This window comes from Stratiformator vulcanicus (assembly GCF_007744515.1).
Taxonomy (GTDB): Bacteria; Planctomycetota; Planctomycetia; order Planctomycetales; family Planctomycetaceae; genus Stratiformator; species Stratiformator vulcanicus.
Genome location: NZ_CP036268.1, coordinates 684,353 through 697,423, shown reverse-complemented (window position 1 = coordinate 697,423; position 13,071 = coordinate 684,353). Strand labels below are relative to the sequence as shown.

The window sequence follows — 13,071 nt, the reverse complement described above, 5'->3', positions numbered from 1 at the left end:
TACTTGCAGACATGACGCAGTCAGCCCCGCCACAACCGTAAGCAGCACGAGCACGACAATAGCCGCGACCCCACGCCGACAAGATGTCTTCAACGCAAGACTTGTTGGCTCATTGCCCTTCATTAATCGACCTCCGGTCGGACGGCCTCGAGTGGATCGTGACTGCTTGGATTCGCTTCACTCGGTGCGGCGACTCGCACAAGCAGGCTCAACTTGCGAGTGTCGGTGGTCGGGTCGATGCGATACAGACGAACTTCATTGGCTTCGCCGGTCGTATGCCACTGCGATGAACTCGGGCCGATCGAGAAGCGGTCCCGACCGACGATATCGCCATCAGAGAACCGCTCATTCTGAACGCCGTGATCGTCGAACCAATAAACCACATGCCCCCGCTCAAACTTTAACGTAAGGCTGCCGGAATCACTCGCCCAATCCGAACTTCGGGCCATGATCGAATCTTGACGCAGGTCGCGACCGAGCCGCGCCGCCTCCGATATTGCCACGGCATTGTCACGAAGCTCCGAATTAGATTGCATGACCTGAACGACGAAGCGAACGGCAACCGTCATTAGAATTGATAGGGCCGCGAGTACGACCATAAGCTCGATTAAGGAGACTCCACGTCGGGCATTCATTCGTCACCCCCGGTTCGACGCCCGCCGTCGAAGACCCACGTCGACAGACGGACCGGTCGTACGAGCTCGCCATTGGCCCCGGTCCAAGAAATGCTCCCATCGATCCGGCATCCGTCCGCCGGCTGCGTTACGCGATGCGCAACAAATTCCAGCCTCGCGTCGGGTAATCGACGAGACACGGCCTCATCAAGGTCCACCTGAATCGGGCCATCGTCAATTTGTTGCACCGGTTGATCGATGATTTCATCAAGCTCAGACAGAACCCATTGCGTCGCGAGCACCCGCCGTTGGGCTGCCTGTGATTGCCGAGCCGCGTTTTGAATCAATGGAACCGCGGTCGTGAGGATCGCGGCGAGTAACGCGCAGGAGACCAAAACCTCAATCAACGTGAAGGCATTACGCGTCGATGACCTACTCAGGTTCATATTGGATTGGTGACGTATCATCTCTTAATCACGGTTTTGGTTTTAGGAAAGATCGTTAAGGAGTTTGACGAGCGGCATGAAGAATCCAACGTTGATAAAGAATACCAAGAGCCCCACCGCAACGACGAGCATGGGCTGAACGAATTCCAAGCACGCCAACCGGCGGCGAGCCCGATTGTCATCGATGACGTCGGCCAGTTCGAACAGAGTCTCCGGCAGGTTGCCGACGATCTGTGCCGTGCGACAAGCAATCGCCTCCCGCCCGGTTAGAATGCGTCTGCGGTGCAATGCGTCCCAAGGGTCTTTTCCCTGACTAATTTGTTCTGCGATTCGAGCCATTAACTTCGGCGGCAACGGACTGAAGGGGCGATCTGACGTGAACAGTTCAGGCAAAGGCCGATCCGCTTTGGCGGCATACGCGATGGCTCGACAAATTGATGATGCGAATCGGCGATTGGACCAGCCGAAACCGAATCGGTTCCGGAAATAAGATAAACTCATAAAAGAAAAAACGGAGACGAGGATAGCGATTGCGAAAAACAGATAGAAATAATTGACGAGTAAATCGACTGCGTTGATCAGTATGACAAAGACTTGAGGAAGTGCCGATCCGAATCCGGCAAAGATGGCTTTATATTTGGGAACGATCCAATAGCAAAGAAAAAGCACAATCAATAATGCGGTGCAGGGGACGGCGAATAAATAGACGACCGAAAGGGTCGGCGATGATGAACCGGTCGATGTCAAGAATCGGCCGCGGGTCATCCGATCGGCTTCGTGCCTTAGTGCTGCCGAAAGATTGCCGGAGGCTTCCGCCGCCTGTAATGCCACGGCCTGCCGATCACTAATCAACCGGACTTCTCGTAGAGATTCCGAGAGTGACTTGCCCGACTCGAGCAGACCGATCAGTTTTCGCGCTCTCTGCGGGCTTCGCTTTAACAGGGCGTCAACGATCGGCCCCACTTCGCCTGCAAGTGGCAACTCGCGATCGACCACGACCGCTAGACAGGAGAGCAGATTCGCCCGACGTAATTTCGACGTTTGCCACGCCAGCACCACCGTGGCGACGACCATTGACGTGGTCATCATCACGAGTGCAAAGACAAAAAATACGCCGAACAGAAACATTATTTGAGATCAACCATTATTTGCAGGATCAAAAACTGGAATGTCCTAGCTTAAGAAATTCAAGAACTTGAGCAGCGGGGCGAAGAGTGAGAAGACTGCGAACAGGACGAACCCGCCCACGATCATCAGCGAGATCGGCTCCAAAATCGTCGGCAGGATCAGGCTGAAGACGCGGGCCCGCCGATCAAGTAGATCTGCCTGCGTATTCAGTGCAACGATGAACAACTCCCGGCGGTCGGCCCAATGAAGCGCCTGGCGGAACATTTCGGGGAAGCGCCAACCTGCCGCCGCGCTGTGGGCAGGGACACCTTCCGCTATTAAATTCGCGCACCGCGCGAGGTCTCGCGAAAGGCGCGCATCGGCTGTTGTATCAGCCAAAAGCCTTAGTGACTTCGTCAGCGGCACATCGGCGTCGACAAGCACGGCCAGCAGCCGGCATGTCGTCGCCAACTCCGACGGACGCACCAAAAATGAGGCGAACCAGGGGAGCCGACGCGTTCGAAACCAGAAGCAGCAGAGTAATGTGAGTCCTACGATTGCTGCTAATAAGTACCATCCGAACCCTCGCACCAATTCGGAGAGTTTGAGTAGCGCGAGCGTTGAGGCCGGGAGTTGTGTGCCGAAGCCTTCATAGATCGTCGCAAACATGGGAACCACGATGACCAACAGCGCCCATGCGATAAATCCCGTGACGGCAATCAGAATCGTCGGATAGGTAAACGCGATCAGCACCCCGCGACGACGGTCCCGCTGCGCCCGCGTCGCCTCGATAAACGCCGTGAGCATTTTAGGAAGATGACCGGTTTCCAGTCCTGCCTCCACTACGGTAGTCAGTCGCGGAGGCAACTCGTATTCCAGCGACTTCAAAACCTGCTCCGGCGGCTCTCCACGGCCAAGTCGGCTTGCGGCTGTTTCGATGGCCCGCCGATGGCGAGAGGAGGGCCATTCCTCGGCGACCATGCGCATCGCGGCTTCGAGCGTATAGTCGTCGAGCCCAAGCGATTCATTGCCCAGAACTGGCTCGCCGTCGAACTCGGTTACATCGAGCGGTTGTTCGTTTTCGATGGCGATTTCATCGATCGCGTATCCGCGACCTTTTAATTCCTGTTGCGCAGCCGACTCGTCGACGGCGGTCAACCGACCGTCTTCGCGATGTCCCTCTGAGTTGGTAGCTCGATACCGAAATTCCGGCATGGGTGAAACCATCACTGCGAGGCCGACCGGCGGCCTGTATTATCGAAACGAGTTCAACATTGCATTCAGCATCGACAGGAATCCACCGAAGAACAGCCAGGCGTAAAGGATGACGACCGCGCCACACACCACGGCCGAAACCACGACCGGCGCGATCGCGCAATACCAGTCGAGACTTGCCCGCCCGCGACGTTGCGCCGAAACGGCTGCGTCCGCAAACATTTCGCCCAGTTGATTTCTCGATTCTCCCGTAAAGAGCAGCCAGCGGGTGTAATCACTTAAACCGGTTAGCACTTCGGTCCAATGTCCGCCCGCCGAGCCCGATTCGAGCTGAAGCGCCGCCTTCTCAGCTTGAGACGATAATTGGCCGGACCCCGAAGCATTCCCGGCCAGTCGCAGCGCTCGCGGCAACGCGACATCATGCTCGACTAATAGTGCGGCCACTTTGAGAAAAACTGATCGGCGAAACTCGCGCTTTGGGCCAGAGAGCCCCGGAAAACGCATTGCGACTCTCCCGGGTCCGCCCAGCCAAAAAATCAGCAGGACCAGGCCGATCGGAAACCAGTAGAGCCAGCCCCCGGGATTCTCGCACAGCCAACCGCCCCATTGCACAAACCACGGCACCGGCTGATCAAAGTCTTCAAAAGACTGGGTTAAGAGGTGAAACCAATTCGATCCGATCAACATGAGAATTCCCCACGCGACCACAACTGTGACCGCCGGGTAAATGCAGGCGAGCGACAACTCGCGCCGAACACGCAACAGATCGGCAGCCGTTTCGGTCACAGCCTCCAAGGCCTCGTCGAGTCGGCCGCTGCTCAACCCCGCTTCCACAACGGCTTTGAGCAATGGCGGAGCCCCGGCCTTCTGCAGCGCATCCGGAAGCGAGATTCCCTGATCCAACGCACGGAACAGCCGCAACCCGGCTGCGCCCAGCCTTGCCGATCGGTCTTCGTCGATTTGCAGTGGCAACTGCGTCTTCGAACGGGCCGACAAATGCCGACCCAGCGCCGCGATTTGCCGCAACTGCGAGTCACCAAGTTGTGAGAGATCGCGAGCCATCGATCTCGGGAGTCAACGTGGAAGGATGAACAAGTCTCAACACGTTACCCACCAGCAAAGCACTTCCACAAGCACGAACGCATCAGCAGGATCAATTTCAAGGACCCGACGTTTACGAGGGATAGAGCTGACGCATTTTCGCCCGCGAATCGAGACGCACTGTCGAAGATGCCTGCGAGCCAAACCTCGCCCTCGCGATCGGAGCGCTTAAGCGAATTCGAACGAGGCCAATCTTAAATGGACCATCGACGACCGGGCGGGTCTCCCGAGCCGGGCCTTATCTCCAACTTCCATTAGAGCCGATGAATCGGTCGATCCGACGAGTCGAGCGAAGATTGCCCCCTGCCATCTAATTCGCGTCGACGATCGTGCCCTTCCACTCGTTCGAATTCGCCTTCAGCTCCGGGGCGTACATCGCTGAGCCGATCGCCGGCAAAGCGCTGTAGTCACCGGGGATTTCGGCGCGCAACCGGTACTTTAAGCTATTGGTGCCGCGGGGCAGACGCTCGATGAAGAACGCGACCTTCTCATCACGCATCTCCTGGTACGCCCCGAGGCTGTTGCCGGTGTAACCGCTGCGGACATCGACCGGTTCGAACCCGGCCGCTTTCATATCTTCGATCAAGATGTACTCGTAATCGTTCTTCGATTCGACGATGAGTTCGATCTCCACGAGATCGCCGCTTTCGAGGGTCGCCCCCACGTCAAGAGGTTCGCGGTCATAGGCCTCTACCCGTTGCTCGACCGATGACCCGGTCGTTGTGCGGGCCGTGTCGGTGGCGTCTTTCGGAATCAATTTCTTAACGATCCGCTCGACCTTGATTTCCAACCCGGCTTCGGGAATGAAGTCGCGCTTATCAAAGTTAATCACATAGGCATTCCAGTAGAGCGGTCCTTCGCCCTTGCGGCGGAGTTCGATCGTGTGATCACCGGTGGTGACGGCATCGCCGAAGATTTCGAAACCGGCATCGTAAGTAAAGAGGTTCGATCCGGTAACGCGGACTTCCTTTTCTTTATTTCCGTCGTAGAACACCTCGATGGTCATATCAGGCGAAGTCTCGCCGCTGGCGCGGAGGTATTCGCCGAGAGCTTCGATCGCGATCGCACTGTCGCGTGTACTGTTCCAATAGGTCGCGTGCTTGCGATTATTGAGCAAGTACTTGACCAACTTGGGAGCGACGTCGCCGTTCGGCTCCAGACGCGACAGCAGCTTCAGGTAGTAAGCATTCGCTTCAATTTCACTGCCGTACCAGTACCACCACCAGCCGGAGTTGCCGAGGCGAAGATAGGCCGTGTCGTTCTCATCATCCACGACGAGATACTGCTCCAGGTTACGCCGGACCATTGCCAGCCGTTCCGATGAGTCGGTCTCATGCAGGGAGATCGCGTACATCGCGAGGGAATAGCCGGAGAGGTCGAGTCGGTCGCGATAGAGATAGGTCGCCATCACTTCATTCCGCACGCCCGCATCGACCAAAACCATATGCACGAACGCGTCAAGGTTGTCGGCCTTCAATTTATATGGTTTGACCTTCGGATCTTTTTCGGCGTTCTGCAGCTTCTTTATCTGCTCCTGCTGATGTCGTTTGAGCCAGTCGACACCTTTCTCCAAGACACCCGGCACGATGGCGACGTCGTTCTCGCGGGCGATCTGCAAGCCGTGCACGACGAGTGCCGTGATGTGCGGGTTTGCCGTGCCGCGGAAGCCGGAGAACCAACCCCAGCCGCCGGATTCGTCCTGCATGTTCGTCAGCCGGGTGACTCCGGCGGTTACCATGTTGTCGACTTCGCCTCGGTCCCAGACTGGATTTTTTAACTTCTTATCGTGCCGCCGCATTCGCGCCCACTGCGCTGCCCGCTCCTGCGGGTCACCAAGTTCGCCGGGATTGAGGTTCGTTTGCTTTTTGCGAACCTCTTCCAGGTCAATGTCCATCTCCAGCAGGATGCTCTGAGTAATGACGGTCGGCAGGAAACGGTTGAGCGTCTGCTCGGTGCAGCCATAAGGATAGTCGGCGAGGTAGGGCAACGCATCGACCATCGCCGAAGCCAGCGACGGGCTGTATTGCAGCACGACGCGACTGTCTTCGGGTCGACGCTGCGCGGGAATCGAGAAGTTCACCGCTTCCGAATTCACGCCATCGAGCATGATACCCGTGTAAGATTCCTGACGCTCGATGCCGTGTTCCTGCACGGGGAACTTCATCTGCATCGCGTCCGACTCTTCGTCGGTCAGCGCCTTCATCGTGACGACCGCTTCGCCCGGATAGACGGCCTTCACCCGCCAGTCGACCCGCACTTCGCCGTCGGCGGGAACCGTCACCGTGCGAGAGATTTGATCGCCGTCTAATAAAGCCAGGCTTCGACCGCCCAGTTCCAGAACCACCTCGGCTTGCTTCGCTGTTGCGAGGTAATTGTGAACGTTCGCCGAGAGGACGACCTCGTCGGTTTCGGTGAAGAACCGCGGTGCCTGCAGGCGGACGAGCAGATTCTTCCGCGTGACGACTTCGGAGGTTGCCTCACCCACGCGTGTGCCGGGGGCCACGGCCCATGTTCGAATCTTCCAACCGGTCAGATTCTCCGGCATCGTGAGCTTAATTTTGGCCCGGCCCTCGCCGTCTAACTCCAAGCCGCCGTTCCAGTAGGCGGTGTCGGCGAATTTGGTTCGCACGGTCGGCTCAACCTTCGGCCCGGCCTGACCGCCAGCTTGCTGCTTTTCGTCTTTTCGGAAATTAGATTCCAGTGACCTTGATTCACCAGCAAGCCCGTCGGCTGCGACTGCCATGCTCGTCGGTGCGCCGGCTCGATCCGCCTCGCCAAACGCGCCTCCGCCTCCGAGCCCGCCGAGAAGTTTGCGACGATTCTTGTTGACCCCTGAGCGTTCATTTTCGCGCTGGCCGATTTGATCTTCCGCGTCCTTTGACTCCTCCATCGCGATGTAGCCGAAGGTGCCGAGATACTGCAGGCTTTCTTCATTATTTTTAAGAACCTGCGAGAACCATTGGCTGAGGTTGTCGTAAGTGGAAGGATTGTGATTGCGCCGCCACTTCCAGAAGTGCTCTTTAATATCTCCCACGTTCGGGCCGCCGGAGATGTACTCGACGCTCTTGTCGAAGATCGTCGCGGCGAGCGATCCGGTCACCGGGTTGCCGTCAGGGCCTTTGACCGTGACTGTCACTTCAGCGTCTTCGCCGGGGCGATAGCTCTCAGACGACGGTTCGATCGAGACGTCAAGCACCCGCTTCTGTGGCGGCACGAACAATTCTTTTGCCACCGTGTGAACTTCGCCATCGCCGACCGTCATGACTTCAACGAAGCTGTTCGGCATATCCTGCGTGCCCATCTTCATCTCATAGACAGTCCGCTTGCCGGTCAGTTTGAGGACTTCCGGCTTCGAATACACGCCGTTCGTCGGTCGCGGAAAGACGAGGACCGTCGCACCGGGGCGATCGGTCGTGATTAAAAGTTTCGCCGTATCGCCCGGTTGATAGGTTTTCTGCTCGACGATCAGTTCCAACGCGTTGTAACGGAAATCATCCGGTTCGCCTTCCCGTCCGAGAACATTTAAGAGGTATCCGCCTTCCTGTGCGTGTCCCTCATCGTCTGTGACGACGTACTTAAGTCGATATTGCCCCGGCTCGGCAGCAGTCAATTGTTGCGAGGCTTCGCCCTGCGCATCGGTATTGAGTTGCCACGTCTCAATCGGCGTTTCAGTGGGGTTTCCCTCATCGTCATAGGCGACTGAGAGGAGCGTCAGTTCCCCCTGTCCTTCCACCGGTTTGCGGTCCGGGGTCTGGGCCTTGAAGTGAGCTTTGACGGTATCACCCGCTCGATAGAATCCGCGATCGACCCAGGCGAAGACCTTGAAAGGTTCCGCGGGTGCCAGCACGCTCCCGGTGCCGACAATCGTGCGACGGGACTGATCGGTGACTTCGGCCGTAATCTCATATTCGTGATCGGAATCGCCAAACAATACTTTGGCCAGTTCGGTGTCGATCTCGACTTTGACGGTACCGTCTTCGCCGATTTCGACCTCATTCTCGAGGACCAATTCCGGCGGATTCTGCGGGGCCCAGTGCCACGGCGGCAGTGGGGCACGGCAGCCCCAGCGACCGAATCCCGGATACCAGTCGTACTCGGGCGAGAACCACCAATAACCGTTACCGTAGAACCAGTCCCACGGAGTCGGCGGATACCAGACGGTATCGTGTTCTTTCCGCGTCACCTTGTAGTGCACGGTCGCGTGAGTCACCGGTGCGCCGAAGTAGTAATTGGCTTTAATGGTCGCCTCGATCGTCTCACCGAGCGCGACCGGCTCGTCGGGGGCGTCGACCGTCACCTCGAATTCAGGTTTCTTATATTCTTCAATTCGGAATTGCCCGCCGCCGGACACGTCGCCGCGATTAACGATCCAGAAATTGTATTGGCCGAGTGCCGCGTCGTCGGGAACTTCCCAATCGCCTTCGAAACCGCCGTACTCATCGGCGGTCATCGTTTTTTCGAGGACCTTCTCGCCACGCGGGTCGTTCATCCTCACGGTGAACTGCTGCCCGGCAAATTGATTGGCATCTTCGCTGAGTGTGTAATCTGCTCGCCGAACCCAGAACTTGAATTTCACTTTTTGTTCGGGGCGATAAATCGGCCGGTCTGTGATTAAGTATGCTTTGTTCTGCTCATACTTCTGCTGATAAGACCGGCCGTACCACACACCCTGAAAGCCGAGCATCCCGAAGCGGCCGTCTTCCGTTCGGACGAAGGTCGCGTATTGATAACGCTCTTTAAGCTTATTCTTGCCGAGGACGACCTGCCCCGCTTCGTCGGTGCGCGCCGCAAAATTATCGGTCAGGGTCTCCAGTCGACCGCCGTTGCGACGATTACTTCGCCAGCCGAAGTACTCGACGTTGGCCCCGCTGACCGGCTCTCCGGCTCTCGCGTCGGCGACGTAGTACAGAATTTCGTTGTCGAGCTGCTTGCGAACGATCGCCGTATCGGTAACCCAAATGATGATTCGAGAGGTATTGCCATTCTCCATGGTGCCCGAGAGCAAATAGGCTCCACCATCTTTGAGCGGCGTCTCGATCGTCGTTCGCGTATCGACGTGATCGGGCCGGGGGGAGAGTTCGACGTCCCATTCGGCGACGGTGCCGGTGAGATACTTCTTCTGCCCTTCGCGGACGATGCGGTAACCGAGGTTGCTGAGATTGATTTTTTGATAGTCGACCTGCCGGGGGTTACTTTTTAAGTGTGATTTAAGATCGGTGATCAGCTTTTCAAGATCGATTCGCTCGGCTTTCAGTTTAATTTTCTCGCCGTTGCGGAAGCGAAGATCGACGGTCGACGGTTCGCCCGCGGCCTGCACGCGAACGTTTTCGAACATCACCCAATTGCTGACGATCTGCTCCAGCTTTTTTTGCCGATAATCGTTGTGGCCCTTACCGAAGCGGTCGATCGTGGCCCGCCACTGTTCGGCAGCTTTCGGAAATTGCCGTCGGTCCGTATAGGCCTCGGCCAATCCGGTCATTCCACCGATCGCACTCGCCTGCTGCGTGGCGGCGACGCGTTGGTAGATTTTCATAAAGTTGAATTCATCGGGCAGTGTGAACCGCTTCACACCGCTGGCCAACTTGGCGATCGTTTCGTCGTCGGACAGCGTGTGCAGCGCGTAAGGATTAGCGGCCGGGTCATTTCCGCCGTTATCGTCTGCCTCGGCTGCGGCATCCGACTGGGCGATCAACCGCTCAAAACCCTGCCATGAGCGGATCGTGGGGACGCCGAACTGCGATCGCAGGAACGCCGCGAACGACAGATCGACTTCATTCGCCCGACTCGGCAACGCCTCTTTCTGCTTGTTCAACGCCCAGCGCCAGCGCTCGCCGTCGTTCTTCGCCGCTTCAAACGAATCCGGCAGGTGGTAGTAGATCGGCTTTCCATCCGCATCGACCGGAGCGCCGGGATTATTATTCTGCCGCCATCCGTAGCGTGGCGATCGATTGCGTTCGAAGTCGGGCAGTTCGGAGAGTTCGGTCAACTCCTGCAGTTGCCACGCCATGTTGTACCCACGGCCCTGCAGAAGACCCTGCGCGAGAGCGCGGTAAACGTCGGCACGCTGCTCGTCGTTGGGGATCGACTTCACTTGGTCGACCGCCTGCATTAGCAGTTGCAGGGCCCGAACGCGATCTCGATCGGTCGCGTTGACCCACTCGCCGCGGGCATCCTGATAGCCGCGGTGGAATTCGTCACCGATGAGATACCCGTAGTGAATCTGATTGAGATACGTTTCGGCGACCGACTTGAGGACGAGCGGATGCTCGGCGTGTTTCTCAGCAACGGCCTCGCGAAACTCATCGATCTCGGCTTGCCGATTGAGCTGATTCAAGCACTGAACGGCCTTTGCGACATCCTGCCCGAGCTCCGCTCCGCCAGAATCAGAGTCGAGAATACCGGTGCGATATTTCTCAAAGGCTTCTTTGTAATTGCCGTCTTTCATCAATTTCCTGGCGGTCGCGAGCGAATCCGCGGCTTTCGGCTCGGCTGCGACAAGTGCGATTGCGCCGACACCGAGCAGTGCAATGGCCGTCAAACTGAACAGGACGCGTCGGATGGCGGTCATCAAACAACCTTGCGATGAGTATACGAAGAAGTGACTGCCGGCCTGCAAAGGAGGCGAAAACCTCGACCTTTGTCTCCGCTACGAAGAATACTTCGAGAGCAGGAGCCGATCGACGGTCGGCAGCATCACAATAGAGACGCAGCGGCGTCTGAGATAGTTCCCGCGAGTTCGTCGCAAAAAATCGAAGGGCGACCGTCGACCGCATCGCAAGGTCGACTCAGCGGGCCGAGGCCAATCGGCGATTCCCGTCAGGCAGAGACTTCGGCAGGGCCGACATGCGGACGCGGAAACTCTGGATCGATAGCCAATGCCCCGGCTGCGGAGGCACGGATGCGCTCGATAAACCGGAAGTCAGGCGAGAGAAAAGGATGCTTGTACTGCTCGACGCTCGCGCCGGTGTCGTCCTGTCGACGTCGTGCGAATCGTCGCCACGTTCCCGGCGGAAGCGTCTCTGCCTGCAGCGTGGTCAGCCGGCCCGATTGCCGCTTGTCGCGATACTCCGTATTCAACCGCTGCAACGCGGTGTCGACGGCGATCGGCAGCGTTTTCTCGACCGCCGTACCACCCTCGAGCACCAATCGGTACCCGGGCGGGTCACCCCAAGCGGGAGCGATCGAAAATTGACCGACATCGATCCCCAACCGTCGCGATGCGTGGCCGACCGCCTCGACAGCCTGTGACTCCGTCAGCTTCTCTCCTGTGATGTTTGAGATATGGGCCCCTTTGTGGCGAAACTCCAAGAGCGGAGTGGTCCCCAAAAACCCGGTGCAACGAACCACATCGCAGATATCGTAGCGAGTCAATCCAGACGCAGTCGTCAGCAGGATGTAGTAGTCCTGCCCGACTTCCAATTCGTGCGGCTGAAGCGTTGTCGGTTGCTCGCTTTCATATTCCCGCTCAGGAATGAACTCGAAGACGTGGCTGCCGACGTCGAGCAGGCCGTCAGACCGGTTGTCGTCGAGGGGGATGGTCATCCGCCCCTCGCTGGCGTGCAGACCATGATCGCGGATCGGCAACGGCCCGTAGAGCTCTCGAAGTTCCGGCAAATACATCCCCGCACATCCGCCGGTCCACACGCCGACCAACTGCAGTTGAGGCCAGATGTACTTCGGGGCCAGGCCGTCGGTCGCTCGAAAGATGGCTTCCAGCTTTCGGGCTCGAGCGGTGTCGGGCCGCGACATCCGCCATGCGAGCCGACGACCAACCGCGGACGGAAGAGCGGCGGCGCCCCAGCAGGTCCCGTCATAAATGTCACGAATCAAACGCTCCGCATTACGATCGGCTGCCTTGGCGAGTTGGATCAGCGTGCTGGGATTCGCGGTCGCGACGAGCCGCACATTCGAGTCAGCCAAAGCCAGTCGCAGCGTGACGTACGTCTTCAATTCCGGATCACGGATCTTCGCGACGATTCTCGGCACGCAGTACATCGTCCGCACGAGCGGATTTTGCAGCTTCGCGACCAGCCCGCTGATGTTGCCGCAGGGGATCCCGCCTTCACTTCGAAAGCGATCGTGGTCGCTGGAGAGTTGAAGGATCGAACCGAGCGAAATCGCCGGATACGAGTCGAGTGCTCGAATGCCCCAAATCTGCCAGCCGGCCCGATAGTCGGTGATAAAAGGTTTGGTCACCGGGATGAACTTCGAATCGGCCGTCGTCCCGCTGCTTTGGGAGAACATCAGCAACTGATTCTTCGGCCCCAGCATGGCCCCCAGTTCGCCCTGAAGTACCCGTCGCACATAGGGCTGGAAGGCATCAAACGATGAGACCGGTCGCGATTTCAGTTCGTCGACCGTCCGCAGTTCATCCAGTCGCAGATCACGGGAAAGGTCGCTGCCGGCATTGAGCGCGACAACTCGGCGCAAGGTTCGTTGCTGCGCGAGCTGAGAGTCAACCGCGTTCGCCAGATAGCGGTCGGCGGCGTCGCGGGCGATCTTGCGCGGTACCGAACCGACGGCGTTACGAAGCGAACCTTGGAGCGACATGCGAATCGAACCGAACGACGACCGGGGATAGACCACGC

At 58.0% G+C, this 13,071-nt stretch carries 7 protein-coding genes; all 7 read right to left on the bottom strand.

Annotated elements, in window-relative coordinates:
- Positions 1-122: 122 nt before the first annotated feature.
- Complete coding sequence (locus Pan189_RS02555; RefSeq protein WP_145362398.1) at positions 123-635, bottom strand: prepilin-type N-terminal cleavage/methylation domain-containing protein; 513 nt, start codon at positions 633-635, stop codon at positions 123-125.
- Positions 632-1,081: a type II secretion system protein gene (locus Pan189_RS02550; protein WP_145362397.1), complete on the bottom strand. Its 450-nt coding sequence runs from the start codon at positions 1,079-1,081 to the stop codon at positions 632-634. The genes Pan189_RS02555 and Pan189_RS02550 overlap by 4 nt, the downstream gene beginning before the upstream one ends.
- Before the next feature lie 21 nt (positions 1,082-1,102).
- Positions 1,103-2,188 (bottom strand): type II secretion system F family protein, encoded by a 1,086-nt coding sequence (locus Pan189_RS02545; protein WP_145362396.1) that lies wholly within the window; start codon positions 2,186-2,188, stop codon positions 1,103-1,105.
- A gap of 45 nt (positions 2,189-2,233) precedes the next feature.
- A complete protein-coding gene (locus tag Pan189_RS02540) occupies positions 2,234-3,382 on the bottom strand; it encodes a type II secretion system F family protein (protein ID WP_310820984.1) in 1,149 nt (382 codons plus the stop codon).
- 39 nt (positions 3,383-3,421) lie between these two features.
- A complete protein-coding gene (locus tag Pan189_RS02535) occupies positions 3,422-4,444 on the bottom strand; it encodes a type II secretion system F family protein (RefSeq protein WP_145362394.1) in 1,023 nt (340 codons plus the stop codon).
- Positions 4,445-4,793: 349 nt separating this feature from the next.
- Positions 4,794-11,051, bottom strand: a complete 6,258-nt coding sequence (locus Pan189_RS02530; protein WP_145362393.1) for an alpha-2-macroglobulin family protein — start codon at positions 11,049-11,051, stop codon at positions 4,794-4,796.
- A gap of 248 nt (positions 11,052-11,299) precedes the next feature.
- The gene (locus Pan189_RS02525; RefSeq protein WP_145366076.1) at positions 11,300-13,033 is read right to left on the bottom strand and encodes a GH3 auxin-responsive promoter family protein; all 1,734 of its coding nucleotides are present in this window, start codon (positions 13,031-13,033) and stop codon (positions 11,300-11,302) included.
- Between the last annotated feature and the right edge of the window lie 38 nt (positions 13,034-13,071).